This is a genomic window from Caulobacter sp. SLTY, assembly GCF_009905535.1.
Lineage (GTDB): Bacteria > Pseudomonadota > Alphaproteobacteria > Caulobacterales > Caulobacteraceae > Caulobacter.
On record NZ_JAAALA010000017.1, the window covers coordinates 33,372 to 59,088 of the forward strand.

Annotated in this window: 23 protein-coding genes; 13 read left to right on the plus strand and 10 right to left on the minus strand. The window is 68.3% G+C overall.

Going from position 1 to position 25,717, the window contains the following annotated elements; translation table 11 throughout:
• Positions 1-4 precede the first annotated feature (4 nt).
• On the minus strand, positions 5-910 hold the full coding sequence (coxB, locus tag GVN21_RS11435) for a cytochrome c oxidase subunit II (RefSeq protein ID WP_240902886.1): 906 nt from the start codon (positions 908-910) through the stop codon (positions 5-7).
• Between the two features lie 295 nt (positions 911-1,205).
• Between coxB and GVN21_RS11440 the strand changes: the two genes are divergently transcribed.
• The 5 genes from GVN21_RS11440 to GVN21_RS11460 all read left to right on the plus strand — a co-directional run bounded on the left by GVN21_RS11440 (position 1,206) and on the right by GVN21_RS11460 (position 6,573).
• Positions 1,206-1,529, plus strand: coding sequence for a PadR family transcriptional regulator (locus tag GVN21_RS11440; protein ID WP_166574874.1), 324 nt, complete (start codon positions 1,206-1,208; stop codon positions 1,527-1,529).
• The gene (locus GVN21_RS11445) at positions 1,529-2,092 is read left to right on the plus strand and encodes a DUF1700 domain-containing protein (protein WP_166574875.1); all 564 of its coding nucleotides are present in this window, start codon (positions 1,529-1,531) and stop codon (positions 2,090-2,092) included. Before GVN21_RS11440 ends, GVN21_RS11445 begins: the two co-directional genes overlap by 1 nt.
• 13 nt (positions 2,093-2,105) lie before the next feature.
• Positions 2,106-2,846 (plus strand): DUF2807 domain-containing protein, encoded by a 741-nt coding sequence (locus GVN21_RS11450; RefSeq protein WP_166574876.1) that lies wholly within the window; start codon positions 2,106-2,108, stop codon positions 2,844-2,846.
• A 51-nt stretch (positions 2,847-2,897) separates the two neighbouring features.
• Complete coding sequence (gene tldD / locus GVN21_RS11455) at positions 2,898-4,328, plus strand: metalloprotease TldD (protein ID WP_166574877.1); 1,431 nt, start codon at positions 2,898-2,900, stop codon at positions 4,326-4,328.
• 139 nt (positions 4,329-4,467) lie between these two features.
• Entirely contained in the window at positions 4,468-6,573 is a 2,106-nt protein-coding gene (locus GVN21_RS11460) for a TonB-dependent receptor (protein ID WP_166574878.1), read from the plus strand.
• Positions 6,574-6,665: 92 nt separating this feature from the next.
• Here the strand turns inward: GVN21_RS11460 and GVN21_RS11465 are convergent, their stop codons facing one another.
• Entirely contained in the window at positions 6,666-8,579 is a 1,914-nt protein-coding gene (locus GVN21_RS11465; RefSeq protein ID WP_166574879.1) for an oligopeptide:H+ symporter, read from the minus strand.
• Between the two features lie 186 nt (positions 8,580-8,765).
• On the opposite strand from GVN21_RS11465, the gene GVN21_RS11470 reads away from it, so the two are divergent.
• Positions 8,766-9,227 (plus strand): DUF427 domain-containing protein, encoded by a 462-nt coding sequence (locus tag GVN21_RS11470; protein WP_166574880.1) that lies wholly within the window; start codon positions 8,766-8,768, stop codon positions 9,225-9,227.
• Here the strand turns inward: GVN21_RS11470 and GVN21_RS11475 are convergent.
• Both GVN21_RS11475 and GVN21_RS11480 read right to left on the minus strand, forming a co-directional pair.
• Positions 9,224-10,597 (minus strand): glutamate--cysteine ligase, encoded by a 1,374-nt coding sequence (locus GVN21_RS11475; protein ID WP_166574881.1) that lies wholly within the window; start codon positions 10,595-10,597, stop codon positions 9,224-9,226. The genes GVN21_RS11470 and GVN21_RS11475 overlap by 4 nt on opposite strands.
• Positions 10,598-10,857: 260 nt before the next feature.
• Positions 10,858-11,589, minus strand: coding sequence for a 16S rRNA (uracil(1498)-N(3))-methyltransferase (locus GVN21_RS11480; RefSeq protein ID WP_166574882.1), 732 nt, complete (start codon positions 11,587-11,589; stop codon positions 10,858-10,860).
• A gap of 46 nt (positions 11,590-11,635) precedes the next feature.
• Here GVN21_RS11480 and ppk2 point away from each other — a divergent pair, with 46 nt between their 5' ends.
• Entirely contained in the window at positions 11,636-12,397 is a 762-nt protein-coding gene (gene ppk2, locus GVN21_RS11485) for a polyphosphate kinase 2 (protein WP_166574883.1), read from the plus strand.
• Positions 12,398-12,508: 111 nt separating this feature from the next.
• Here the strand turns inward: ppk2 and GVN21_RS11490 are convergent, their stop codons facing one another.
• The gene (locus GVN21_RS11490; protein ID WP_166574884.1) at positions 12,509-13,324 is read right to left on the minus strand and encodes a sulfotransferase domain-containing protein; all 816 of its coding nucleotides are present in this window, start codon (positions 13,322-13,324) and stop codon (positions 12,509-12,511) included.
• Between the two features lie 59 nt (positions 13,325-13,383).
• Between GVN21_RS11490 and GVN21_RS11495 the strand changes: the two genes are divergently transcribed.
• Both GVN21_RS11495 and GVN21_RS11500 read left to right on the plus strand, forming a co-directional pair.
• Positions 13,384-14,364 (plus strand): aldo/keto reductase, encoded by a 981-nt coding sequence (locus GVN21_RS11495; protein ID WP_166574885.1) that lies wholly within the window; start codon positions 13,384-13,386, stop codon positions 14,362-14,364.
• Between the two features lie 70 nt (positions 14,365-14,434).
• A complete protein-coding gene (locus GVN21_RS11500) occupies positions 14,435-15,628 on the plus strand; it encodes a winged helix-turn-helix domain-containing protein (RefSeq protein WP_166574886.1) in 1,194 nt (397 codons plus the stop codon).
• Positions 15,629-15,860: 232 nt separating this feature from the next.
• On the opposite strand, the gene GVN21_RS11505 is transcribed toward GVN21_RS11500, so the two are convergent.
• Positions 15,861-17,648, minus strand: a complete 1,788-nt coding sequence (locus GVN21_RS11505) for an ABC transporter ATP-binding protein (RefSeq protein WP_166574887.1) — start codon at positions 17,646-17,648, stop codon at positions 15,861-15,863.
• A gap of 148 nt (positions 17,649-17,796) precedes the next feature.
• On the opposite strand from GVN21_RS11505, the gene GVN21_RS11510 reads away from it, so the two are divergent.
• Entirely contained in the window at positions 17,797-18,555 is a 759-nt protein-coding gene (locus tag GVN21_RS11510) for an SDR family oxidoreductase (RefSeq protein WP_166574888.1), read from the plus strand.
• A gap of 196 nt (positions 18,556-18,751) precedes the next feature.
• Here the strand turns inward: GVN21_RS11510 and GVN21_RS11515 are convergent, their stop codons facing one another.
• Positions 18,752-19,711, minus strand: coding sequence for an SDR family NAD(P)-dependent oxidoreductase (locus GVN21_RS11515; protein ID WP_166574889.1), 960 nt, complete (start codon positions 19,709-19,711; stop codon positions 18,752-18,754).
• Positions 19,712-19,828: 117 nt separating this feature from the next.
• On the opposite strand from GVN21_RS11515, the gene GVN21_RS11520 reads away from it, so the two are divergent.
• From GVN21_RS11520 to GVN21_RS11530, 3 genes are all read left to right on the plus strand, one after another.
• Positions 19,829-20,398 (plus strand): TetR/AcrR family transcriptional regulator, encoded by a 570-nt coding sequence (locus GVN21_RS11520; RefSeq protein ID WP_346764251.1) that lies wholly within the window; start codon positions 19,829-19,831, stop codon positions 20,396-20,398.
• Positions 20,399-20,405: 7 nt separating this feature from the next.
• Entirely contained in the window at positions 20,406-21,437 is a 1,032-nt protein-coding gene (ubiA, locus tag GVN21_RS11525) for a 4-hydroxybenzoate octaprenyltransferase (RefSeq protein ID WP_166574891.1), read from the plus strand.
• 116 nt (positions 21,438-21,553) lie between these two features.
• The gene (locus tag GVN21_RS11530; RefSeq protein ID WP_166574892.1) at positions 21,554-23,080 is read left to right on the plus strand and encodes an NAD(P)/FAD-dependent oxidoreductase; all 1,527 of its coding nucleotides are present in this window, start codon (positions 21,554-21,556) and stop codon (positions 23,078-23,080) included.
• 128 nt (positions 23,081-23,208) lie between these two features.
• Here GVN21_RS11530 and GVN21_RS11535 read toward each other — a convergent pair whose 3' ends face one another.
• The 3 genes from GVN21_RS11535 to GVN21_RS11545 are packed head-to-tail and all read right to left on the minus strand — an operon-like array spanning position 23,209 to position 25,686.
• Positions 23,209-23,925: a TylF/MycF/NovP-related O-methyltransferase gene (locus tag GVN21_RS11535; protein ID WP_166574893.1), complete on the minus strand. Its 717-nt coding sequence runs from the start codon at positions 23,923-23,925 to the stop codon at positions 23,209-23,211.
• On the minus strand, positions 23,922-24,719 hold the full coding sequence (locus tag GVN21_RS11540; RefSeq protein WP_166574894.1) for a phytanoyl-CoA dioxygenase family protein: 798 nt from the start codon (positions 24,717-24,719) through the stop codon (positions 23,922-23,924). Before GVN21_RS11540 ends, GVN21_RS11535 begins: the two co-directional genes overlap by 4 nt.
• A gap of 25 nt (positions 24,720-24,744) precedes the next feature.
• Positions 24,745-25,686, minus strand: coding sequence for a hypothetical protein (locus GVN21_RS11545; RefSeq protein WP_166574895.1), 942 nt, complete (start codon positions 25,684-25,686; stop codon positions 24,745-24,747).
• Between the last annotated feature and the right edge of the window lie 31 nt (positions 25,687-25,717).

Here is a 25,717-nt window from a genome sequence, read left to right on the forward strand (position 1 = left end):
TAGATCAGTTGGCGGCCGGCGCGGCGGGAGCCGGCGCAGCGGGAGCGGGCGTGGCGGCGGCGGGAGCCGCGCCTTCGGCCGGGGTGACAGCGGCGGGGGTGGGAGCCGGCGGAGCCTTCTTGGCGGCGACCCAGGCGTCGAACTCGGCCTGGCTGACGACCTTGATCTCGATCGGCATGAAGGCGTGATCGACGCCGCACAGCTCCGAGCACTGGCCGTAGAAGGTGCCCACGCGGTCGGCCTTGAACCAGGTTTCGTTCAGGCGGCCGGGAACGGCGTCCGTCTTCAAGCCAAAGGCGGGAAGAGCAAAAGCGTGGATCACGTCCACGGCGGTCACCTGCACCCGGACCACCTTGTTCACCGGCACCACCATCGGCTCGCTGGCCTTCAGGCGGTAGAGCCTGTGGGGCAGGCCGTTCTTGGCGACGTCATCTTCGGACATCATGGTCGAGGTGATCTCGCCGATCTCCTGGTCCGGGTATTCATAGCCCCAGTACCACTGGTAGCCCGTCGCCTTGACCGTGACGTCGGCCTTGGGCGCGTCGTGGTACTGGAAGAGCAGCTGGAACGAGAAGATGGCGATGAACATCAGGATCAGCACCGGCACCAGGGTCCAGACGACCTCGATGACCGTGTTGTGGCTGAACTTCGCCGGGACCGGGTTGGCCTTGCGGTTGTAGCGGACCACGCACCAGAGCAGCAGCCCCAGCACGAACAGGCTGATCACCGTGATGATCGGCAGCAGGATGACGTCGTGGAAGAAATGGGCGTGGTGCTTCAGCGGCGCGGCCGCCGGCTGCAGCCCCATGCCCCCATTGGTCGGCTCGCCGATCAGGTCCTGAGCCAGGGCGGCCGAAGACACCATCGCGGTGGTCAGCCCGACGCCCAGGGCGCTGACGAGTCCGCGCATCCCCTTTATCGCTTTCATACGCCTCATCCGTTTGCCGGCCGAGCCGGCGCTCCTCGCTCCGTCAAGGGTGGGCAGTCTAGCGCAGGCTGTCCGGCAATCGACTCGCCAGACCCATGCGCGCCCGCCCAAGGCCTTGATCGCCGCGTGCATACGCGTTGGTCCGGCGTTGGGCAAGCGCCCGGCGGGCCTGTGAACGCGGCTTTGGCGTCATGAATTACTAAGATGTAATGACAGGTACCTTGCATCGACCACTACCGGGCGATACAAGGGAGCGGTCAACAGGACGGAAAACACCGTGCCAGAAGCCATCGAAACCCAACTGAAAAAGGGCGTTCTCGCCCTCTGTGTCCTGGCCCTGCTGTCTCGAGGGGACGGCTACGCCTACGACATCGCCAGCCGGCTTTCCGGCGCCATCGATATGGGGGAAGGGACCATCTACCCCCTGATGCGCCGGCTGCAGGCCGACAAGCTCGTCGAGACCTACCTGGTGGAATCACCGGCCGGGCCGCCGCGCAAATATTACCGCCTGACCGATGCCGGTCGGGCCTCCTTCGCCCAGCAGAAGGCCGAATGGGAAACCTTCGCCGGGGCGGTCAACAACATCCTGGGAGAGGGGTGATGACCAAAGCCGAATTCATGGCCAGGCTGCGACGGGGCCTTGCCGCCCTCAGCCCGGTGGCCCTGGCGGAAGTGACCGCCGACTACGAGGCCCACTTCGAGGAGGCGGCCGCCGCCGGCCGCTCCGAGGAGGAGACAGCCGCGGCCTTGGGCGATCCGGACCGTCTGGCCCGCGAGCTGCGCGCCGAATACGGCCTGAAGGCCTGGGAGGACAAGAAGAGCCCGGCCAACGCCACGGGAGCGATCATCGCCCTGCTGGGCCTGGGCGCCATCGACGTGCTGATCCTGGCGCCGATCCTGTTCAGCCTGATCAGCGTCATCTTCACCCTGGTGTTCGTGGTCATCGCCCTGTTCTTCGTCGGCGGGGCGGTAATGATCGCCGGTCCGTTCGTGGACTATGGCGGCGGGCCGGTCATGGCCGTTCTGGCCGGCCTGGGCCTGGTGGGCGGGGCGACCGGTTTCGGCGCCCTGCTGACCCTGGCCACCGTGGGGCTGATCAACGCCCTGGTCTGGTACGCCCGGCTGCACTTCAAACTGCTCAAGCCCGCCATCGAAGCCCAATAGGGAGGGACACGTCATGATCCGCACACTCAGCATCATTGCCGCGGCCGGCTTCCTGGTCTGCCTGGCCTGTTTCACCGCCGTGTTCGCCCTGGGCGGCGGCGAGGTGGTCCGCGACGGCTTCGTCATCCCCGCCGTGCTGGAGCGGCTCGAGGAGGGCGACAGCTACGAGCCCAGCGACACCCCTCGGGTCGAGAAGACCATAGCCTGGGCCGGCGCCGAGGCCCTGACCATCGAGGTTCCGGCGGACGTGGTCTACATCCAGGCGCCCACCCCGACGATCACGGTCAGCGGTACGCCGCGCCTGGTCGACAGGGTGCGGGTCGAGGGCGGCCGGGTGTTCTTCGTCGATGAGGACGAGAACCACGTCAGCTGGGGCAATCGCCGCCGCCTGACCGTGACCATCACCGCCCCGAAGGTGACCCGCTTCGAGGTCAACGGCTCGGCCGACGTCGAGATCAAAGGCTACGACCAACCGACCCTGGCCATCGAGATCGCCGGCAGCGGCGAGGTCGACGCCATCGGCAAGACCACCACCCTGGACCTGTCGATCGCCGGCAGCGGCGAGGCCGATCTGCGGAACCTGGCCGTCACCGACGCCAGCATCGCGGTGGCCGGCAGCGGCGATGCGACGGTGGGTCCCACCGGCGCCGTCGAGGTGGCCATCGCCGGCAGCGGCGACGTGACCCTGACCCGCCAGCCCGCGAAGCTGGACAGCGACATCGCCGGCAGCGGTGATCTGCAGGTCGAGAACTGATCAGGACGGCGGGTGGTGACGAACCGCCCGCCAGTCCCTACCTTGTGAGGCATGAGCCTTCCCGCCCTCGCCCCCTCGCTTCTGGACGCCGCCGGCGTCGATCCTGCCCGCGCCCGCGACATTCTGTCCGAGGCCCTCAAGGGCGCCGATGACGGGGAGCTGTTCCTGGAGCACAGCGAGAGCGAGGCCTTCCTGTTCGACGACGGGCGGCTGAAGACCGCCTCTTATGATTCGGGCGAGGGCTTCGGGCTTCGCGTCGTGGCCGGGGAGACGGCCGGCTACGCCCACGCCAGCGAGATCAGCGAAGCGGCCATCGGCCGGGCGGCCGATTCGGCCAGGCTGGCCAAGCGCGGCTACAGCGGCGTCGCCGCCGAGGGGCCGCAGGGCACCAACATCCGCCTCTATGGCGAGGACAACCCGGTCGCCTCCCCCGCCTTCTCCGAGAAGGTCGCCCTGCTCCAGGAAATCGACGCCTTCGCCCGCGCCCGCGACCCGCGCATCGTCCAGGTCACCGCCTCGATGGCCGGCGAGCGGCGGGTGGTGGAGATCCTGCGGGCCGACGGCCGGCTGGTGCGCGACGTGCGGCCGCTGAGCCGGGTCAACGTCCAGATCGTCGTCGAAAAGGACGGCCGGCGCGAAACCGGCACGAGCGGCGCCGGCGGCCGCGCCGGCTTCGAGACCTGGATCACCCCGGAGAGCTGGCAGGGCCAGGTGGACGAGGCGCTCCGCCAGGCGCTGGTCAACCTGGAGGCCATCGACTGCCCGGCCGGCGAGATGGACGTGGTGCTGGGACCGGGCTGGAACGGGGTGCTGCTGCACGAAGCCGTCGGCCATGGCCTGGAAGGCGACTTCAACCGCAAGGGCATCAGCGCCTTCTCAGGCCGCGTCGGTGAGCGCGTGGCCGCCCCGGGCGTCACCGTGGTCGATGACGGCACCCTCCCCGGCCGCCGGGGTTCCCTCACCGTCGATGACGAGGGCACGCCGACCGAGCGCACCGTGCTGATCGAGGACGGAATCCTGACTGGCTACATGCACGACCGCCAGTCGGCGCGGCTGATGAACCTGAGCCCCACCGGCAACGCCCGGCGCCAGTCCTATGCCCACATGCCGATGCCCCGGATGACCAACACGGTGATGCTGGGCGGCAACCACACCTTGGAAGAGATGATCGCCTCGACCAAGCGCGGCCTCTATTGCGCCTCGCTCGGCGGTGGCCAGGTGGACATCACCAACGGCAAGTTCGTCTTCCAGTGCACCGAGGCCTACCTGATCGAGGACGGCCGCATCACCCACCCGGTCAAGGGCGCCACCCTGATCGGCGACGGACCCAGCGCCCTGACCCGCGTGACCATGATCGGCAACGACTTCGCCCTGGACCCCGGCATCGGCGTCTGCGGCAAGGCCGGCCAGGGCGTGCCGGTGGGCGTCGGCCAGCCGAGTCTGAAGATCACCGGGCTGACGGTGGGCGGGACGGCGGTTTAGGCACAGCCCCAACTGATCGCCGACAACATTTCACAGATTTAATCTACATTTCAGGCTTGTAACGTGTGGCGGTAACCGGGCGCAGGCAGGTTGCGCGTCGACCTGACGGGCCGGGGGGCTCTGATGGGGGAGACCTGATTTGAGCCCGTTGCTTGCCCTTTTGGCCGCCGCCTCGCCCGAGGTGATCGCGACCGCCGCGCCCGCGCCCCTCGTCATCGCTCAGGAGGCGGCGCCGGTCGCCGCCCAGTCGGCCGCGGCCGAGACCCAGGGGACCACCCCCTATCCGGCCAGTTTCTTCGCAGAAGCCCAGCCGAACTCGGCGATGGACATGATCATGCGCATCCCGGGCTTCGCCTTCGACGGCGGGGACAGCGTGCGCGGCTATGGCGGCGCGGCCGGCAATGTGCTGATCGACGGCCAGCGGCCGGCGACCAAGTCGGAAAGCCTGGAAGACGCCCTGCGCCGCATCCAGGCCAAGCAGGTCGAGCGCATCGACATCATCCGCGGCGGCGCCCCGGGCATCGACATGCAGGGCAAGACGGTGATCGCCAACGTCATCCTGAAGAAGGACGCGGGGAGCCAGTGGCTGTTCGCCGTGGCCAGCGCCATCCACCAGGACGGCCGCACCACCCCCGCCATGCGGTTCGAGGGCAGCGCCCCGGTCGGGCCGGGGACCTTCGAATGGTCCAACCTGTTCTACCGCTTCTTGGATGATGGGGCAGGCGAAGGCGTGCAGCGCGCCGAGACCGGGGGCGTGGCCACCCGCACCGCCTGGGACGAGACCGCAGGCGGCCATGGGTATGACCTTAAGGCCGGCTGGAAGAGCCCGCTGCTCGGCGGCCGGCTGTCGGTCAACAGCCGCTACCACCCCGAGATCTACGAGTGGTCGGTCAACGCCTTCGACAGCCCGCGGACTGGCCGCCTGTTCGTGGTCCGCGATCGAAACGACCAGGTCGATGGCGAGTTCGGCGGTGGCTGGGAGCGGGCCTTCGGCAAGGCGCGGGTCGAGCTGACCGCCCTGCAGACCCTGCGCGAGGTCGACTTCACCTCGCAGTTCGACGACGGGACCGACGACGCCCTGTTCAGCGAGCATGCCGAGAGCGGCGAGACCATCGGCCGGGCGTCCCTGCGCTATACCTTCGGCCCCAACCTGATTGTCGAGGGCGGTGGGGAGCTGGCCTTCAACTACCTCGAGACCTCGATCGACTATGCCGAAAATGGCGTGCCGGTGGTGCTGCCGTCCTCCGACGTTCGCGTCGAGGAGGAGCGGGGCGAGATCTTCACCACCGCCAACTGGCGGCTGAACCCGAAGTTCGCCCTGGAGGCCGGGCTGAAAGTGGAGTTCTCGACCATCAGCCAGAGCGGCGACACCAACCTGTCGAAGTCCTTCACCTATCCCAAGCCCCGCCTGATCGCGACCTGGGACATCACCTCCAGCGACCAGCTGCGAGTGCGGGTGGAACGGGAGGTCGGGCAGCTGAACTTCCGCGACTTCGCCTCCTCGATCGCCCTGTCCACGGGGGGTACGGTGACGGCGGGCGGCGCCGACCTGGAGCCCAGCAAGGCCACGGTCTACGAAGCCACTTACGAGCGGAAGTTCTGGAAGGACGGGGCTCTGGTCCTCAGCCTGACCCACGAGGACATCACCGACGCCACCGATCGCATCCGGGTGACCGACGTGGCCAGCTGCCCCCTGGTGGGCGGTATTCCGGACACCACCGACCTCAGCTGCAACTTCGACGCCCCCGGCAACATCGGCGAGGGCAAGAACACCGAGTTCGAGATCCGCCTGACCCTGCCGCTGGCGAAGCTGGGGGTGCAGGGCGGTCTGTTGCGGGTGAACACCGAGTGGAGCCAGTCGGAGGTCACCGACCCGACCACCGGCGAGCAGCGGCGGATCAGCGGCCAGGCGCCGTTCGAATGGGAGGTGCGGTTCTCGCAGGACCTGCCGAAACACCGCACCCAGTGGGGTGTCGACGTCTTCGGCGCCTTCCAGGAGCGCTATTACCGCTTCGACCGCATCGACCAGATCGAGCTGGAAACCTGGGTCACCTTCTATGCCGAGTGGAAGCCCCGGCCCGACTTCGCCATCCGCATCGAGGCCCACAATCTTCTGGGCCGGGACGTCACCCGGAGCCGGCAGCTGTATGACGCGCCGCGCGACACGGGCTCAGTCTACTTCGTCGAGAACCGGCCGCTGGACTTCCCGTCGTTCTTCTACATGCGGCTCCGGAAGACGTTCTAAGGCGCCGGCTGTCAGAGTCAGTTCCATCCACGGACATAGAAAAAGGGCCCCGGATTGCTCCGGGGCCCTTCCTCATTTCAAGACAACCCAGCCTAGGCCGGATTGCGGTCCGGACCGGCCTGGCGGTCGGCGTCGATGCCTTCCACCGGGTGGTTGGAGGCGTCGTTGACCCCGTGGGCCCAGTGCTTGATGGCGAAGCTGATCAGGATGAAGAACACCCCGACGCCGACGCCTGCCCAGCCGAGCTGGCCGAACACCTTCAGCGAGGTCGCCAGCGCCGCGCCCGGGTCGAGCACCTGGCCGCCGACCGTTTCGGTCCCGGCCAGACCGGCGATCCAGCCGCCGACGTACTGGGCGATCGAGCTGGACAGGAACCAGACGGCCATCATGAAGCTGACGACCTTGGCCACCGACAGCTTGGTGATCTCCGACAGACCCACGGGCGACAGGAACATCTCGCCGGTGGTGTGCAGCAGGTAGAGCAGGCCCAGGATGATCAGCGGCATGCGGAAGGCCGAGTCGACCATCCCGCCGGCCCAGACCACCACCAGGAAGCCGAGGCCCACCTGGACGATGCCGAGGCCGAACTTCATCACCGGGTTCGGATCCTTGTTGTGCTTGCCCAGCCACAGCCACATGGCCGCGAAGATCGGGGCGAAGATCAGGATGAAGCCGGCGTTGAACGACTGGGTCTGGGCGGCGGTGATGCCCATGTCGATCCAGCGCACATCGTCGGGCACGCCCGGCGCCATGACCATCTCGCGGCTGCCGAAGAACCAGGTCTGGCCGAACAGGTTGAGCGTGTAGGGCTCGCTGATCAGCGCCAGGTCGACGTTGCGGTCGGCGAAGAGGTTCAGCGAGGTGCCGGCCTGTTCGAAGAGGGTGAAGAACACCACCGCGCCGAAGATCAGCACCATGGCCAGCATCATCCGCTCGCGCTCGACCTTGGTGCACTGGCGGATCATGAAATAGACGATGTAGGCCACCGACAGCAGAGTCGAGACCCCCAGCACCCAGCCGACCAGGGCGTTGCGCTGGACCATGAACCAGACCACCGCCACCCCGGCTAGGCCGCCGAGGTAGACCAGGGTCTCGGTGTTGATCGGCCCGAAGACCGGCTTCTTGATCGCTTCCGGATTCGGCGGCTCGCCCTTGCCCATGAGCAGGGGCTTGCCCAGCACGAAGACGACGAAGCCCAGCAGCATGCCGACGCCGGCCAGGCCGAAGCCCGCCCACCAGCCATAGGTCTGGCCGAGGTAGCCGCAGAGCACCGAGGCCCAGAAGGCGCCGAGGTTGATACCGTAGTAGTAGAGGGTGAAGCCCGGATCGCGGCGCGGATCGCCCTGCGGATACAGCTGGCCGACGATGGTGGAGATGTTCGGCTTCAGGAAGCCGACCCCCATGATGATCAGACTGATCGCGAGGAAGAAGATGTTGGTGTAGGTCGTGCTGCGCTCGGTGACCTTGACCTCATAGGCGCCCTTGGCGGCGCTGGCCGGCAGCGGCGAAGCGGCCGGCAGGCCCTCGACCGTCAGGGTCTGGTCCGGCTTGATGTCGATGTCGTACTGGGCGCCATTGATCACCACCTTGGCGTCGCCGCCACGGCCGACCAGCTCATAGGTCGCGCCGTCGTAGATGATCGATTGCTTGGCCGGAGTCCCCTCGACCGCCATGGTCAGGTGGCCGGCGACCAGCAGCAGGGCGCCGAACGCGATGGCCTTGCGGGTGCCGATGAACCGGTCGGCGACGATGCCGCCGATCAGCGGGATCAGGTAGACCAGCGAGGTGTAGGAGCCGTAGAGCGAGCCGGCTTCCTTGTCGTTGAACAGGAAATGCTGGGTCAGGTAGAAGATCAGGATGCCGCGCATCCCGTAGAAGGAAAACCGTTCCCACATCTCGGCGAAGAACAGGACCTTCAGACCCGGCGGATGCTTTCGCATCTGCAGAAAGACCGGAATGCCGGTCGCCAGGGTCACGAGGATCCCCAGCACGATAACAATGTTCATACGATAGACCCTGTTTGACTCGCGGCTGTGGCGAAACGGTCGTTACGCCCCAGCCTCCCCGATTTGCGGGGAGAAAATCACGCTGCGGACGGTTTCACAAGCAACGGTTTACCCAACCTTGTTCGCCGGGAGCCCGCTCGCCATCTGAAGCGTTTAGACTGGCAAGCCTTTCAAGGAGCGCCCCCGATGACCGAATCCCGCCTGAAATTCGCCGCCGCCGATGGCCGCGTGCGGGCCCTGTTCGAGGGCCACGAGATCGCCGATTCGGCCAACGCCTTGGTGCTGCGCGAAGGGGACTATCCGCCGGTGGTCTATTTCCCCCGTGAGGATGTTGAGATGCTGGTCCTGCGCAAGACCGACAAGACCAGCCGTTGCCCGTTCAAGGGCGAGGCCAGCTACTACACCATCTACCGCGACCGGCAGATCATCGAGAACGCCGCCTGGTCCTACGAGGAGCCGATCGAGGGGGCCGAGCTGATCCGCGGCCGGATCGCCTTCTATCCCCAGCACGTCGACATTGAGATGGGCGAGGCCGGGTCGACGGTCGGTGACGTGAAGACCTTCTCGGCCGACGGGAACGACGCGCCGTTCAAGGTGCCGGCGCATGACCCGCCCTACGCCGACATCGATCCGAAAGACCGGGTCTAGTAGGCGCAGTCCTCGAACACCCGGTCGATGTCGCCGCCCCATTCGCCGTGGAACTTCTCCAGCAGGCGGTCGGCGGGGGTCAGGCCGCTGTCGGCGATGGCTTCAAGCTCGCCCAGGTAGGTGGTCTCGTCGATGAAGCTGCCGTCGAGCTCGGCGCGGTTCTTCAGGCCCTGGCGGGCGATGGCGACCATGTCGACCGCGACATCGCGGGCCGACCGGCCGGCCACCATGGCCTTGAGGCCCAGTCTCGGCACGTCACGGCGAAGACCCTCGCGGTCCTCCGGTGTCCAGTGCTTGCAGAGGTCCCAGGCCGCCGCCAAGGCCGCTTCGTCATAGAAGATGCCGGTCCATAGCGCCGGCAGGGCGCAGAGCCGGCTCCAGGGCCCGCCATCAGCGCCGCGCATCTCCAGATAGGACTTCAGCCGCACCTCAGGGAAGATGGTGGTGGTGTGGTCGGCCCAGTCCTTCATCGTCGCCCGCTGGCCCGGCATGTCATCCAGCTTGCCGTCGATGAACTGCTCGAACGACTGGCCGGCCAGGTCGATGTAGAGGCCCTTGCGCTTGGCGAAGTACATCGGGACCTTCAGCGCATAGCGCGCGTAGGTCTCAAACCCGAAACCGTCCTCGAAGACGAAGTTGAGCAGGCCCGTGCGGTCCGGATCGGTGTCGGTCCAGACGTTGGCGCGGGCGGAGAGGAAGCCGTTCGGCCTGCCCTCGGTAAACGGGCTGTTGGCGAACAGGGCGGTGGCGATCGGCTGCAGCGCCAGGCTGGTGCGGAACTTGGCGACCATGTCGGCTTCGCTGGAGAAGTCGAGGTTGGCCTGCACCGTGCAGGTGCGAAGCATCATGTCGAGGCCGAGATTGCCGACCAACGGCATGTACCGCCGCATGATCACGTAGCGGCCCTTGGGCATGATCTCCGCCTGATCGCGGCGGATCGTCGGATGGAAGCCCAGCCCCAGGAATCCCAGGCCCAGTTCGTCGGCGACGGTCTTCACCTCTTCCAGGTGCTGGCCGGTCTCCGAACAGATGTCATGCATGGTCAGCAGCGGCGCGCCGGAAAGCTCGAACTGGCCGCCGGGCTCCAGGCTAATGTTGGCGCCATTGCGCTCCAGCCCGATGATGGTCTGGCCGCCGTCGGCGCGGTCCTCCAGCACCGGGGCCCAGCCGAATCGCATCAGCCCTTTCAGCATCGCCTCGATGCCGCCCTCGCCGTAGTAGGGCACGGTCGAATGGTCGGAGAGCTTGAACCCGAACTTCTCGTGCTCGGCGCCCACGCGCCAGGCGCTCTTGGGCTTACAGCCGTCGGCGAAATAGCCCGTCAGGTCTTCGAGCGTCAGCGGACGGTCGTCCGTCACAGCGTCTGCCATGTCTGCCTCCCCAGGCTATCAATAAGGCGTTGGCGGGGGAGGCCCTTCCCCGACCGGGCGCGATCTTTACGCTGTTCAGCAGGTGGGAGACAATCGCGGTTTGAACAAGGGGTCGTGACGGGCTGGGGACTGGTTATCCGCCGCGCCGTCGCTTCCGGACTTTCACCGGCGGTTCCCGGATAACCTGTCCCCGATCTGGCGCATCCGGCGATGGTGGACCGTCGGGGACAGGTTGTCCGGGACAAACTTGGGATGCTCGGTCACGTCGTAGACGCGGACAACCAGTCCCCCAGCGCCACTTGCCAGAGGGTCATGGCGCTGATCGCCGCCGTGTCGGCCCGCAGGATGCGGGGACCCAGGGAAACCACCGTGGCGTACTCGAGGCCGCGAAGCCGCTCGGTCTCTTCCGGCGCGAAGCCGCCCTCGGGGCCGATCAGGATCGCCCACGGCCCGCCCTCGACGCCGGACAGGGCCTCCAGCACCGGCGCGCCGCCGGTCTCGTCGCAGAACATCAGCCGGCGCGATGCGTCCCAGCTGTCGAGCAGCTTGTCGAGCTTCACCGGCGGCAGGATTTCCGGCACGTCCAGCCGGCCGGTCTGCTCCGCCGCCTCGACAGCGATGGCCTGCAGCCGTTCGACATTGGCCTTGTCGGCGTTGGTGCGGCGGGTCAGCACCGGCTGCACCCGCGCGACGCCGAGCTCCGCAGCCTTCTCGACGATGGTCTCCAGCCGGCCCCGCTTGACCAGGGCGACGACCAGGGTGAGGTCCGGTCCCGTCTCCTGGACCCTTATCCGCGAGCCGACGGTCAGACGGCACCGTCGCTTGTCGGCATCCACCACTGTGGCGCGCCACTCGCCGTCGCGGCCGTTGAACAGCGCCACCTCCGAGCCGATGGCCAGCCGCATCACGGCGATCAGGTAGCGGGAGGCGTCCATGCCCGGCGCGATGGGGGCGCCGGCCTTCAGGTCATCGGAAACGAACAGGCGGATCATGAGGCTCTTCTAGCAACGGATCGCCGGTCGTGGTTAGCCTTCAACCATGGCCGAAAACGACGCATACGAAACCGAACTGATCGCCCTGCAGACCGCGATCGTCGCCTGGCGGCAATGGTCGCTGGAATCCCAGGAGAAGGTGCTGGTCATCTTCGAAGGGCGCGACGCCGCCGGCAAGGACGGCTCGATCAGGCGGATCGTCGAGTACCTGCCGCCCCGCACCACCCCGGTGGTCGCCCTGCCCAAGCCGTCGGACCGCGAGCGCAGCCAGTGGTATTTCCAGCGCTATACGCCCCATCTGCCGGCGGCCGGCGACTTCGTGCTGTTCAACCGCTCCTGGTACAATCGGGCGGGGGTCGAGCGGGTCATGGGCTTCACGGAGGAAGCGGACGTCGCCTGCTTCATGCGCGAGGTTCCGCATTTCGAAGCCATGCTGGTCGATTCGGGAATCAAGCTGATCAAGCTCTGGCTCGATGTGTCGAAGGCCGAGCAGGCCGAGCGGATCGAGGAGCGGCGCAAGGATCCCCTGAAGATCCTCAAGATCAGCCCGCTGGACGCCGAGGCCCAACTGCGCTGGGACGCCTACAGCGAGGCCCGCGACGCCATGCTGTTGGCCACCTCGAGCGAGGAGGCCCCCTGGGTCTGCGTTCGCGCCGACAGCAAGAAGAAGGCGAGGATCGCCATCATGCGCCACCTGCTGCAGGAACTGGCCCCGGCCAAGCTGCGCAAGGGCGTGGAGATGCCCGACCCGAAAATCCTGTTCCGGTTCGAACCGTCGGCGCTGAGCGACGGGCGGCTGGAGCGGTAGGGACCGTGACGGACGGTGACAGTCATCCGGCTGCGCCGGAAGACAGTCACCGGAGGCGGCGCCATGCTCCGGTGACGGTCTCGCGCAGCGTGACTGTCGCCGTCCAGCGCATCAGACTAATCCGTACCCAAGATCATGCTTCAGGTGGGCCCCGAACAACCCCGCCAGGTGCGCCTTGTCCTCCGCCGACAACGCCACCGCCTCACGCTTTTCCGCATCCGGCACGATGGTCTCGCCATAGGTCGGGTCCAGACTCCGGGCCACCGCTTCTCGGCCTGAGACCGCCACCGCCGCCGCCACATCGGCGTCGGTCAGGGTCACCCCCCAGTGGGCCCAGGCGCGCCGCACCCCCTCGCCGGGGTCGGCCTGCAGGTCCTCGAACCGCAGCACCAGCACCCGGCCGGGCAGGGCCTCCGCCAGCTCGCCCCAGCGGTTGAAGAAGCGGATGAACCACCAGGCGTCATCGATCTTGCGCACACCCGGCGGCGGGCGGCGGAGAAACTCGGCCAGGGTCCCCAGCGGATACTCGTCCCGCCATTTGACGTAGTAGCTGAGCAGGGCCTCAGGGATCCCGCGGACCAGCACCACCGTCGGCGGCAGCCTGACCAGCCCCGCCTTCACCAGCGGCGCGATCAGCCGCGAGGGGATGTTGTGCGAGCTGCCGATGCGCGGCGCGGCGGGATGCACGCGGGCATGCTTGGGGTGGCCGATGAAGACGTCGCTGTCGGGGCCGCTGGAGTGGGTCGGCGGCGGCAGGTTCAGGTGGTGGGCGATGGCGTGGCTGGCCATGTAGCGCAGCCAGTGGGTGCCGCTGTTCTTGGCGGTGGCCAGGAAGCCGTCGACGGCGGGGCCGTACTTGACCAGGTGGAAGCTGGTCAGGTCATTCTCCAGGTCGCGGCCGGCCAGCCGCTGGGCGTCGGTTGCCAAGAGCGCGGGCCTCCACCAAGTAGGAGATCGCGGTGTAGCCGCCGCCGGAGGGATCGTCGATGGACTACGTGCGACTTGGCAACACCGGCCTGAAGGTCTCCCGCCTGTGCCTGGGCTGCATGACCTACGGCAGCCCCGACTGGCGGCCCTGGGTGCTGGACGAGGCGGCGGCGCAGCCCTTCTTCAAGGCGGCGATCGAGGGCGGGATCAACTTCTTCGACACCGCCGACATGTACTCCAACGGCGTCAGCGAACAGGTCACCGGCAAGTGGCTGAAGGAATACACCCGCCGGTCCGACGCGGTGATCGCCACCAAGGTGTTCTTCCCGCACGGCAAGGGGGCCAACGCCGGCGGCCTGTCGCGCAAGCACATCTTCGATGCGGTGGACCGGTCGCTGAAGAACCTGGGGACCGACTATATCGACCTCTACCAGATCCACCGGTTCGATCCTGACACGCCCATCGAGGAGACTCTGGAGGCGCTGCACGACGTGGTGAAGGCCGGCAAGGCCCGCTACATCGGGGCGAGCTCCATGTACGCATGGCAGTTCGCCAAGATGCTCGCCACCAGCGAGAAGCACGGCTGGACGAAGTTCGTTTCCATGCAGCCGCAGTACAACCTGGTCTATCGCGAGGAGGAGCGGGAGATGCTGCCGCTCTGCAAGGCCGAGGGCGTGGGCGTCATCCCCTGGTCCCCCCTGGCGCGCGGCTTCCTGGCCGGCGGCCGCGCCAAGCCCGGCGAGGGAAACACCGAACGCGCCCGCACCGACGAGTTCTCCCCCCGCCTCTACTACCAGGACGCCGACCATGCCGTGGTCGACGCCGTCGAGACGGTCGCCAAGGCGCGCGGCGTCTCCAACACCCAGATCGCCCTGGCCTGGGTCCTGCGCAACAGCGCCATCACCGCCCCTATCGTCGGGGCGTCCAAGCTGCATCACCTGAGCGAGGCGGTGGCGGCCCTGGACCTCACCCTGACCGACGAAGAAGCCAAAGCGCTGGAGGCGCCGTACCGGCCGAAGCCGGTTCTCGATCACAGCTGACCCGATCTGACGCCAGCAGCGAATCGGTCCAGAAACATATCGAGAACATCGGCCGCCCGGCGGAGCACAGATGACCCGCACCCTCTCCGCCGCCCAGGCCCGCCGGATCGCCCTGGCCGCCCAAGGCTTCGCCGAGGCCCGGCCCGACGCCCCCGTCCGCCGCCACTTCCGCAAGGCCGTCGACCGCCTCGGCGTCATCCAGATCGACAGCGTCAATGTCGTCACCCGCACCCACTACCTGCCGGCCTTCTCGCGCCAGGGCGCCTATGACCGCGAGCTGCTGCACGAGGAAGCCTGGGGGAAGAAGCGCAGCCTGTTCGAATACTGGGGCCATGAGGCCTCCCTCCTCCCCCTCCCGATGCAGCCGCTGCTCCGCTGGCGCATGCAGCGGGCGCTGGACGGGGACGGCATCTGGAAGGGCATCGCCCGCTTCGCCCGCGAACGGCGCGACTACATCGACGGCATCCTGGCCGAGATCGAAAAGCGCGGCCCGGTCACCGGCGGTGACTTCGCCACCGGCCCGCGCGGCGCCCCCGGCTGGTGGTCCTGGTCGGAGGGCAAAAGAGCCTTGGAGTGGCTGTTCTGGACTGGCCAGATCACCACCAAGACGCGCCGCGGCTTCGAGCGGTTCTATGACCTGACCGAACGGGCCCTGCCCGCCGCCATCGTGACCCTGCCGACGCCCACCGAGGCCGACGCCCAGCGCGAGCTGGTGCGCATCTCGGCCCGCGCCATGGGCATCGCCACCGAGACCGACCTGCGCGACTACTTTCGTCTCGGCGTGGCCGACACCAAGGCCCGCATCGCCGAATTGGTCGAAGCGGGCGAGCTGGAGCCGGTGACCGTCAAGGGCTGGGGCAAGCCCGCCTACCTGGCCGCAGGGGCGAAAATACCACGCCGTATCGAAGCCCGCGCCCTGCTTTCCCCCTTCGACAACCTGATCTGGTTCCGCGAACGGACCGAGCGCCTGTTCGGGGTGCGCGTCCGGCTGGAGATCTACACCCCGGCTCACAAGCGCGAGCACGGCTACTACGTCCTGCCCTTCCTGGAGGGCGAGGCGATCACCGCCAGGGTCGACCTGAAGTCCGACCGCAAGGCCGGCGCCCTGCTGGTCCAGGCCGCCTGGCGTGTGCCGGACGCGGGGCCGGAGACGGCGGCGGCGCTGGCGGCCGAGTTGAAGCTGATGGCGGGATGGCTGGGGCTGGAGCGGGTCGAAGTCGTGGGCAAGGGCGATCTGGCGGAGGCGCTGGCGCATCACGTCTAACGGCGGTGGGGCCCGCCTCCTGGTCCGTCGCTCACGCTCCGAACCGTCCTCCGCCCGCAAGCGGGCGGAGAGCGAAACAACACCGAACCGCTCTCCCCAGGAAATGGGGGAACCATCCTTTGGCGACCACGGCGGGGCGAAACCACCCCGCCTCGCTCTCCCCCATGAAATGGGGGAGTGGCTTTGGCGAGCGCTGCAAGCGAGCCAAACCGAGGGGGTCCCCCGCCGCGCCCTACGCCGACCCCTCGGTCAACGCCGCCAGCCGTTCATAGGCCCCACCCTTCGCCCGAAGCTCCGCGTGCCGCCCTTCCTCCACCACCCGGCCGTTCTCGAACACCAAAATCCGGTCCGCCCCCCGGATGGTGCTGAGCCGGTGCGCGATCACGATGGTGGTGCGGCCCACCATCAGCTCTTCCATTGCCGCCTGGACCTCGCGCTCGGTCTCGACGTCGAGGCTGGAGGTGGCCTCGTCGAACACCAGGATCGGCGCGTCGGCCAGGAAGGCGCGGGCGATGGCCACGCGCTGGCGCTCGCCGCCGCTGAGCTTCACCCCGCGCTCGCCGACCAGGGTGTCGTAGCCTTTGGGCAGGCGCTCGATGAAGTCGTGGGCGCGGGCGCGCCGGGCGGCCTCTTTCACCTTGTCGACCGTCGCGTCCGGACGGGCGTAGGCGATGTTCTCGGCGATGGTGCGGTGGAACAGGGCCGGGTCCTGGGGGACCACGGCGATGGCCGCGCGCAACGACCCTTGCGCGATGTCGGCGATGTCCTGGCCGTCGATCAGGATGCGGCCGCCCTGCAGGTCATAGAGCCGCTGGACCAGCTTGACGAAGGTCGACTTACCGGCCCCCGTCGCCCCGACCAGGGCCACCCGCTCGCCCGGCGCGATGCGCAGGGAGAAGTGGTCGTACAGCGGCGCCTCGGCGCTCTTGTACCGGAACGTCACGTCCTCAAAGACGATCTCCCCCACCCCGCCGCCAAAGGCCGGGGCGCCGTCGCGGTCGCGCACCTGCGGCTCCATCCGGGCGAAGGCGGCCACGTCCTCGGTATCGTCCAGGCCCTTCTGCAGCATACGGACGTTCTCGCCGAGGTTCCGCAGGTAGCCGCTCATCAACATGAAGGCGGTGATGGCGAAGGCGATGTCGCCGGGCGTCGCCTTGCCCTGGACCCAGAGGTGGACCAGCACCCCGGTGCTGCCCGCCTGCAGGATCACCGACAGGATGTTCTGGATGATCCAGACGTCCATGAACCGGTTCCAGGTGATCTTCACCGCCCGGCGCCAGGCATCGGTGATCTGGCCGAACCGCGCCTCCTCCCGCGCCTCGGCGCCGAAGGACTTCACCGTCGGGTTGGAGGTGATGGCGTCCGCCAGGGCCCCGCCGATGCGGCTGTCCAGGGCGTTGGACTTCAGGTTGGCCGGCCGCACATAGGCCTTCACCAGCCACAGGTTGGCCCACAGGTAGCCGCAGACCACCACCAAGGCGATCGCCCCGACCAGCGGCCACTTGAAGGCCATCTGGATGCACAGGCCGAACAGCACCAGCATGGCCGGGCCGATCCACAGGATCACCGCATCGGATACGGAGTCGTATCCCCACATCGCCCGGCTGATCTTGCGCACCGTGGAGCCGGCGAAGCTGTCGGCGTGCCAGTCGGCGCTGAAGCTCTGCACCTTCTTGAAGGCCTCGTCGGTCATGTCCCGCATGTTCCGCGCCGCCAGCGGGTTCCAGAACCGGAACGCGATGTTCCGGATGACGATGAAGGCCACATAGACCCCGACGAACCAGCCCCAGGCCGCCCAGGCGCGGTTCGCGTCCTTCTCCGGCGCCGCCACCGCGTCGAGCAGCCAACCGGCCGTGGTCGGCAGCATGAGGTCGAAGACCACCGCCACCAGCATCAGCCCCGCCGAAACGCTCAGCAGAAAGGGCCGCCGCAGCCACAGCCGGGCGATATAGGCCAGCACCTGGCCGTTCGAGAGCACCCGACCCCGGGTCTCCTCCTCGTCTTCGTAGTGATCGGTCATCCCGTCCTCAGGGCGCCGACATAGGCCAGACCGGCGTTCGGCGGGAGGGGCGGACGGTCAAATAGCGGCGGCGCGGCTTTGAAGCGACAGCTTGCCAAGGCGCCGGCCGGGTGGTCCGCTAAGCCAACACCACACAGGGAGAAGAGACATGGACCTAGGCTTGAAGGGCAAGCGCGCCCTGGTCACCGGCGGCACGCGCGGCATTGGCCGGGCCATCGCCGATCAGCTGGCGGCCGAGGGCTGCGACGTGGCGATCTGCGCCCGCAACCCCGATCAGGTGGCCGAGGCGGTGGCGGCGCTGAAGGCCGCCGGGGTCAACGCCTGGGGCGAGGCGCTGGACGTTTCGGTCGAAGGATCGCTGACCGGCCTGGTCGAGCGGGCGGCGGAGGCGCTGGGCGGGCTCGACATCTTCGTGTCGAACGTCAGCGGGGCCATGGGGCTGGGCAACGATCCGGCCGCCTGGAAACAGGCGGTGGAGGTCGACATTCTGCGCACCGTCGAGGGCTGCGAGGCCGCCGCCGCCCGCCTGCCGGACGGTGGCTCCATCGTGGTGATCGGCACCATCTCGGCGGTCGAGGTGCCCGGGCCGCGCCGCCCCTACGCCTCGGTCAAGGCGGCCCTGATCCCCTATGTGAAGAACCTGGCCCGCGATCTGGGCCCGAAGAACATCCGCGCCAACATCGTTGCGCCCGGGCCGATCTACTTCAAGGGCGGGGTCTGGGACATGGTCGAGCAGCATATGCCCGACCGCTTCAAGGCCACGATCGAGCGCAGCCCCCTGGGCCGCCTGGGCAAACCCGACGAGATCGCCAACGCCGCCGTCTTCCTGGCCAGCCCCCGCGCCAGCTACATCACCGGCGCCAACCTGATCTGCGACGGCGCGGTGACACAGCGGGTGGATTTCTAACGGCGGAGCGAGGCGTTCCTAAACTCTCCCCCCGCGAAGCGGGAGGAGGACAGGTTTCGAGCCTAAGCGAGAAACCAGGAGGCGGGCCCCACCGGCGGCAGGGAGGTTCCTCCTGAAGCGGACTTGCCCCCCTCCTGCTCTGTCGCTCCCGCTCCAGAGCGGTCCTCCCCCCGCAAGGCGGGGGGAGAGTTGAGACTCAGAACGTCTCCCCGACCATCTCCTCGCTCAGCTCCCACAACGCCTTGGCGTTGGCCGGGTCGATGGCGTAGCTGCGGACGCCGCCGCGCAGGCCGGGTTCGTTCTGCAGTTCGGCGAGGTGGCAGTCCTCGCAGTAGAGGCCGCCGACCTCGTCCGTATCGGCCACCACGGCGGCCCAGACCGAGGTGGCGGCGCCCTGCGGGATGGTCTTCCAGGAGAAGCCGGCGCCGGTCGAACCGGCCGGGGCCTGGGCGTTGATGCTGTCGATCATCTGTTGGGTGACTTCCGGCGTCATGTGGCGGCCCAGCTCGGTCTGGATGCCGCCCGGATGCACGGCCACGGCGCGGACGCCGCGATCCTTGTGCCGGCGGTCGAACTCCACCGCGAACAGGATGTTCGCCGTCTTCGACCGGCCATAGGCGCCGAACTCGGTGTACTCGGTGGTCTCGAAGTTCGGATCCTCCAGATTGACGTCCGAGAACCGGTGGCCGGCGGAGGCCAGGCTGACCACCCGCGAGCCCGGCTTCAGCAGCGACGCGATCCGATTGACGAAGACGAAGTGCCCCAGGTGGTTGGTGCCGAACTGGGTCTCAAACCCGTCCTCGGTCTTGCCGAACGGGCAGGCCATAACGCCGGCGTTGTTGATCACCACATCGAACGGCCGGCCATCGGCGACCAGCCTGTCGGCGGCGGCGCGAACGCTCTTCAGCGAGGCGAGGTCCAGTTCGATCAGCTCCAGCGAGCCGCCATTGGCCGCCTGTTTGCGGACCGTCTCGGTGGCCCGGCGTGCCTTGTCCAGGTCGCGGGCGGCGCCGACCACTTCGGCGCCATGGGCGGCCAGGGCGCGGGCGGTCTCGACGCCAAGCCCGGCCGAGACGCCGGTGACGAGGATTCGCTTGCCCGACAGGTCGACGCCGGCCAGGACGTCGTCGGTGGTGGAGGTGGCTCCAAAGGTCATGTCTGTGCTCCCGGACCCTGCTCCCGCGTTGCCATTCGCCGGCCGCGCCGATAAAACGGAGGGGGTCTCCGGTTAATATGCGGAGGGTGCCTCCGTTTATCAAGGAGTCGTTTGTCCGTGAGCTCGGAATCCGCGCGCAAGCCCCGTATCGACGGCCAGCGAAACCGCGAGCGCCTGCTGGAAGCGGCCAAGGCGGGGTTCGCCGAAACGGGGCCGGACGTCAGCCTGGAGGAGATCGCCCGCCGCGCCGACCTCGGCATCGGCAGCCTTTATCGCCACTTCCCCACCCGCGACGCCCTGGTCGGGGCCGTCTATCGGCGCGAGGTCGAGGCCCTGGCCGCCACGGTGGACGGCCTGCTGATCGCCCACCCGCCGGGTGAGGCCCTGCGCCGCTGGCTGCATCTGCTGGTCGACTATGTGGCGGCCAAGAAGCTGATCGTGGCCGCCTTGTCCGGGCCGACGGACGAGCTCTACGCCGGCTCCGGCCAGCTGATCACTGCCTCGCTGGACCGGCTGGTCGCCGCCGCCCGCACGGCCGGTGACGTTCGGCCGGGCATCGAGGCCAGCGACCTCAAGCGGCTGATGAGCGGCTTCTTCGCCGGCGCGGCCGAGCCCGGCTGGGCCGACAGCGCCCGGCGGCTGGTCGATGTGCTGGTGGATGGCCTCGCCGCGCCGAACCGGCGATAACCGCGCGATGACAGAGGTTCTGCCCGACGCCGCCCCGACCAACTGGGTCGACCGCCATGCGCCGGCGTCGCTGCGGCCGTGGCTGAAGCTGGGGCGGTTCGACCGGCCGGCGGGGATCTGGCTGCTGATGCTGCCCGGCTGGATGGGAATCGCCCTGGCTGGGTCAATGCAAGGACGTTGGCCGGACCTTGTCCTGATGGCGCAGTTCCTCGTCGGGGCGGCGCTGATGCGGGCGGCGGGCTGCGCCTTCAACGATATCGTCGATCGCGACTTCGACGCCCAGGTGGCGCGCACGGCGATGCGCCCGATCCCGGCGGGGCAGATCAGTGTCAGACAGGCCTGGGGCTTCCTGGTCGGCTGCTGCCTGCTCAGCCTGTTGATCCTGCTGACCATGAACCTCTGGGCCGTCGGACTGGGCGTCGCCTCGCTGGCTCTGGTCGCCGCCTATCCCTTCATGAAGCGGATCACCTGGTGGCCCCAGGCCTGGCTGGGCCTGACGTTCAACTGGGGGGCGCCGCTGGGCTTCGCCGCCGCCCTGGGCGGGCCGACGCTGCTGAGCGTCGCGGGCCTGATGGCCGAGCCGACGCCGCGCCTAGCCGAGCTCTGGCCCGCCGTCATGCTCTACGCCGGCCTCATCTTCTGGACCCTGGGCTACGACACCATCTACGCCGTCCAGGACCTGGAGGACGACGCCCTGGCCGGGGTGAAGTCCTCGGCCCGGCGGCTGGGCGAGAACACCACGCGCGGCGTGCTGGCCTTCTACGCGGTCTGTTTCGTGTTGGTGCTCAGCGCCGGCTGGCTCGGCGGTCTTGGCCCCCTGATGCTGCCGCCGCTGGCGGTGTTCGGCCTGATGCTGTCGCGCCAAGCGGCCGCCCTGCGGCTGGACGATCCGGCCGCCGCCCTGGCGCTGTTCAAGTCCAACGTCTGGGCGGGGGCGGTGCTGGTCCTGGCCCTGGTGGCCGGAGCCTGGCAGCCGGCGACGGCGGAGCGCGCCTTCCAGCTGGACCTGCAAAATCCGCCGACGGCCTCCCCTCCCTAGCCAAGCTGTTGCTCCGGACGCCAATCAGGTGAACACTGATCACCTGAATTGACGCAGATCAAAGCCACACCGGCGGCTCCGCCCAGAGTGTGGGAAAAAGCCTGAGGGAGACGACCATGCCAGAGGCCAAGGCCGAGCATTTCGACGTGCTGATCGTGGGGGCCGGCATCTCCGGCGTCGGCGGCGCCTATCACCTGAAGCAGCAGTGCCCGGACCGCAGCTTCGTGGTGCTGGAGGCGCTGGACAGCTTCGGCGGCACCTGGCTCTCCCACACCTATCCCGGCATCCGCTCCGACAGCGACCTCTACACCTTCGGCTACCGGTTCAAGCCCTGGGTCGGGCCGCCGATCGCCACCGCCGCCGAAATCCTCAGCTACATGGGCGAGGTGATCGAGGAGAACGATCTGGCCCCCCACATCCGGTATGGCCACCGCATCGAACGGGCCAGCTGGTCGAGCCAGGACAATCTCTGGACCATCGAGGCGGTGCGCGAAGACACCGCCGAGCCGGTGCGGATCACCGCCAATTTCCTGTGGATGTGCCAGGGCTACTACCGCCATTCGAAGGGCTACACCCCCGACTGGCCGGGCATGGCCGACTTCAAGGGGACCATCGTCCATCCCCAGACCTGGCCCGACGACATCGACCTGACGGCCAAGAAGGTTGTGGTCATCGGCTCCGGCGCCACGGCGGCCACCCTGGTGCCGGCCATCGCCGACGACTGCGGCCACGTCACCCTGCTGCAGCGCTCGCCCACATACTTCATCCCCGGCCGCAACGAGAACGAGCTGGCCAACACCCTGCGGGAGCTGGACGCCCCCGAGGAGTGGGTGCACGAGCTGGTCCGCCGCAAGGTGCTGCTCGACCAGGCCAACTTCACCAAGCGGGCCTTTGAGGAGCCCGAGGCGGTCAAGGCCGAGCTGCTGGCCGGGGTGGCGATGTTCCTGCCGGCCGAGGCGGTGGAGCAGCACTTCACCCCCAGCTATCGCCCCTGGCGCCAGCGGATCGCCTTCGTGCCGGACGGCGACATCTTCCAGGCGGTCACGCAAGGCAAGGCCAGCGTGGTCACCGACCACATCGACCGGTTCGTCCCGGAGGGCATCCTGCTGAAGTCCGGCAAGACGCTGGAGGCGGACGTGGTGATCACCGCCACCGGCTTTGACCTCAACGTGCTGGGCGACATCGCCTTCAAGGTGGACGGCGAGCCGGTCGATTTCTCCCAGTCGGTGACCTATCGCGGGATGATGTTCACCGGCCTGCCCAACCTCGTCTGGGTGTTCGGCTACTTCCGCGCCAGCTGGACCCTGCGGGCCGACCTCTTGGGCGATTTCGTCTGCCGCCTGCTCAACCACATGAAGGCCAAGGGCGCGGCCAAGGTCGAGGTGGCGCTGCGGCCGCAGGACGAGGGCATGGAACTGCTGCCCTGGATGGATCCGGAGAACTTCAATCCGGGCTACCTGATGCGCGGCATGCACCTGTTGCCCCGGCGCGGCGCCAATCCCGAATGGCAGCACACCCAGGACTATTGGGCCGAGAAGGATGTGCTGCCCAAGGTCGACCTGGACGGGCCGGAGTTTCGCTATAGCGCGGGGAAACCGGAACCGGCGGAACGCCAGCGAACCCCGGCCGAAGGCTCGGTGTGACAGGCCTCCCAGCCACAAGATATTGTGGGTGAACAAACCCGGAAGACGGCGCATTCCGCGATTCGGTCCGGGTCTGTTTCCTCCGTGTTCGGCCAAGGCTTAACGGAAGGCCGATCGGCGTTAACCGGTCAGGTCTTAACGAAATAGCCACCCGGCGCCGAGGCCCAGGGAAATTTGACGATGCGTGGCGGCTTGCCGTCGAAGAACTCTTCCACCGCCTCGGTCTCGCCCGGCCATTCGCGGATGGCGAACTCGTCGAACAGCACGACGCCCCCGGTCAGGATGCGCGGCCAAAAGGCCTTCAGCGCCGCCAGGGTGGGGGCGTAGAGGTCCATATCCAGGTGCAGCAGGCTGATCCGCATGCCGGGATGGTCCGCCGTGTACTGGCCGGCCGTCTCGCAGACATCGCCATCGACCAGTTCGATGCGCGGGCGGACCTGGACGAAGGCGTCCTTGTTGAAGGCCTCGACCAGGGCGAACAGGGTGTCGCGGAAGGCGCCGGGGTTCCAGCCCTCGGCGGTGTTGCCCACGCGGGCGTCGAGGCCGTCCTTCTCGCTGCGGTCGGCCAGGCCCTTGAAGTGGTCGAAGCCCAGCACCTTGCGGGTGCGGTCGCCGGGGCAGAAGGTTTCCAGGAAGCGGGCGAAGCTCAGGAGGGAGCTGCCCTTGTAGACCCCGCACTCGACGATATCGCCGGGCAGATCCTGGATCAGCTTGAACACCTCATAGTGGGCGAAGGCCTTCATGAAGTGCATGCGCCGGGCGAAGCTGCCCAGGTTGGCGATCAGGTCGTGGTCGTCCAGGTGGCCCTTGAGCAGGCCGCGCAGGGTTTCGTCGGCGGGGATCATGCGGGCTCCTCGAAGGCGATCAGCTCCGGGTGGAGCTGTTTGAAGGTGTCGAATCCGTCGACCCGGCGGTTGCGCCAGGCGCGGTCCAGGATGTCGGGGGCCAAGAGGTCGCCGAAGCGGACCTGGACCGAATAGCGGTGACGGGGGCCGGGGTTGCGGCCCGAACGGTGGACCAGCCGGTTGTGGAACAGGACCACGTCGCCCGCCGCCAGTTCCAGCGTCCGGGCGTCGGTCTCGAAGCGGGCCTGGAGGCCCTCGGCGATGAAGGCGTCGCGGGTGGCCAGCCGCCGGCCCTCGCCGTCGCGCTTGTAGCGTATGTCCACGGGCCACAGCCGGTCCGACGCATTGGGCGCGACCTCGATCGAGCCGTTGTGGGCGCCGGCCGGGGTGAGCGGCAGCCAGGCGGTGACGAACTGGCCCGAGAGCACGTTGTAGGGCGCGTCCTGATGCCACTGGAACCCGCGCCAGGCCTCCCCGGCCAGGTCCATGCGGAACACCGCGTGCTGCACCGGGGCGTGCAGCCGCTCGGCCCCCACCATATCCCGCGCCGCGGCGACCAGGGCCGGCTCGGTGACCAGCCGCAGGAAGACCAGGGTCTCGCGGAAGGCGTCGTAGACCGCGCCCAGCCGCGCCCGGTCGGCGGCGCGCAGCCGATCGACCAGGGTGTCGAGGTCGGCCTCGCCCGGCCCCTCCGGCGCCAGCATCTCGCGCAGGGTCTCGACCGCCTCCTCGATGAGGGCTGCCGGCATCAGGCGAGGATGCAGCCGAAGGAGATCGCCGGCGGGTTCGGTCATGCGGGCGAGCATAGCCAGGTTCGTCCTACTCGGCCTGATTGACGGCGTTGGCCTTGATCCGGGCCGCGCCTTCGCCGTCGAGGTCCACCCGCGTGTCCTGCAGGGCCAGCGGTCCCAGCAGCGAGGCATTCACCCGGTCCATCCCGGCGGGACCCGCCCCCTTGGCGAACAGGTAGCGCAGGGAGATCCGCTCGTGGTCGGCCTCGTCCGGCTGGGTGCCGTGCAGGGTGCAGGCGTGCCACATGGCCACATGGCCGGTCCCGCCGGTCAGCAGCCGTTGGCGGCAGAGCATCTCGCGGCCGTCGCTGCGATAGCGCCAGGCGTCGCCCTCGCGGGTCAGGTCATGCGGAAACACCGAGGCGCCCAGCCGCTGGCTGCCCTCCAGCAGGAACAGAGGGGCGTCGGCCCGGGTGACCGGGGCGAGGTAGACGTAGAGGGTCAGGAAGTCCGCCTCCCGACCCTTGAAGTCGATCAGGTCCTGGTGGAAGTCGATGCCGTAGAAGTAGGTGACGTCCCGGTACCGCGGCTTCACATAGGCCCCGAGATTGTTGACCGGATTGCCGGCGATGCGGGCCTTCAGCCAGGCCGGGATGACGCTGGCCGGCACGCCGCAGACAACCTTGCGTTCCATCAGGCTGTAGCCCTCGCCCAACAAGGCGGTCAGGCCCTCGATGATGGCCGGGGCCTGTTCGACGAAGGCCAGCCGGTCCTCGAACCCTTCCAGCAGGTTGCGACCCGGCCGGGGGTTCACCCCGCGATGCTGCGGGTCGGCGTCGAACTCGGCCTCGCTCAGAAACAGCCCCTCGCTCCAGTCGCGGCCGGCCTTGAGGTCGGCCAGCAGGGCGGCGCAGGCGGCGGGGTCGAGGATCTCGCCGAACCGGTGCAGGCCCGTATCGGCGAAGTCCTCCGCCGGAGTCGCCGTGCGGACGGCGGTGTCGTAGCCCATCTTGCTCGAGCCGAATGCCATGGAAGTTGCGTCCTAGCTGTCCGCCCGACGT

What these genes read in the sequence shown, in the direction of transcription:
- coxB (WP_240902886.1), bottom strand. Translation starts at nt 910, where the DNA reads ATGCGCGGACTCGTCAGCGCCCTGGGCGTCGGGCTGACCACCGCGATG.
- GVN21_RS11445 (WP_166574875.1), top strand. Translation starts at nt 1,529, where the DNA reads ATGACCAAAGCCGAATTCATGGCCAGGCTGCGACGGGGCCTTGCCGCC.
- GVN21_RS11450 (WP_166574876.1), top strand. Translation starts at nt 2,106, where the DNA reads ATGATCCGCACACTCAGCATCATTGCCGCGGCCGGCTTCCTGGTCTGC.
- tldD (WP_166574877.1), top strand. Translation starts at nt 2,898, where the DNA reads ATGAGCCTTCCCGCCCTCGCCCCCTCGCTTCTGGACGCCGCCGGCGTC.
- GVN21_RS11465 (WP_166574879.1), bottom strand. Translation starts at nt 8,579, where the DNA reads ATGAACATTGTTATCGTGCTGGGGATCCTCGTGACCCTGGCGACCGGC.
- GVN21_RS11470 (WP_166574880.1), top strand. Translation starts at nt 8,766, where the DNA reads ATGACCGAATCCCGCCTGAAATTCGCCGCCGCCGATGGCCGCGTGCGG.
- GVN21_RS11475 (WP_166574881.1), bottom strand. Translation starts at nt 10,597, where the DNA reads ATGGCAGACGCTGTGACGGACGACCGTCCGCTGACGCTCGAAGACCTG.
- GVN21_RS11480 (WP_166574882.1), bottom strand. Translation starts at nt 11,589, where the DNA reads ATGATCCGCCTGTTCGTTTCCGATGACCTGAAGGCCGGCGCCCCCATC.
- ppk2 (WP_166574883.1), top strand. Translation starts at nt 11,636, where the DNA reads ATGGCCGAAAACGACGCATACGAAACCGAACTGATCGCCCTGCAGACC.
- GVN21_RS11495 (WP_166574885.1), top strand. Translation starts at nt 13,384, where the DNA reads ATGGACTACGTGCGACTTGGCAACACCGGCCTGAAGGTCTCCCGCCTG.
- GVN21_RS11500 (WP_166574886.1), top strand. Translation starts at nt 14,435, where the DNA reads ATGACCCGCACCCTCTCCGCCGCCCAGGCCCGCCGGATCGCCCTGGCC.
- GVN21_RS11505 (WP_166574887.1), bottom strand. Translation starts at nt 17,648, where the DNA reads ATGACCGATCACTACGAAGACGAGGAGGAGACCCGGGGTCGGGTGCTC.
- GVN21_RS11510 (WP_166574888.1), top strand. Translation starts at nt 17,797, where the DNA reads ATGGACCTAGGCTTGAAGGGCAAGCGCGCCCTGGTCACCGGCGGCACG.
- GVN21_RS11515 (WP_166574889.1), bottom strand. Translation starts at nt 19,711, where the DNA reads ATGACCTTTGGAGCCACCTCCACCACCGACGACGTCCTGGCCGGCGTC.
- ubiA (WP_166574891.1), top strand. Translation starts at nt 20,406, where the DNA reads ATGACAGAGGTTCTGCCCGACGCCGCCCCGACCAACTGGGTCGACCGC.
- GVN21_RS11530 (WP_166574892.1), top strand. Translation starts at nt 21,554, where the DNA reads ATGCCAGAGGCCAAGGCCGAGCATTTCGACGTGCTGATCGTGGGGGCC.
- GVN21_RS11535 (WP_166574893.1), bottom strand. Translation starts at nt 23,925, where the DNA reads ATGATCCCCGCCGACGAAACCCTGCGCGGCCTGCTCAAGGGCCACCTG.
- GVN21_RS11540 (WP_166574894.1), bottom strand. Translation starts at nt 24,719, where the DNA reads ATGACCGAACCCGCCGGCGATCTCCTTCGGCTGCATCCTCGCCTGATG.
- GVN21_RS11545 (WP_166574895.1), bottom strand. Translation starts at nt 25,686, where the DNA reads ATGGCATTCGGCTCGAGCAAGATGGGCTACGACACCGCCGTCCGCACG.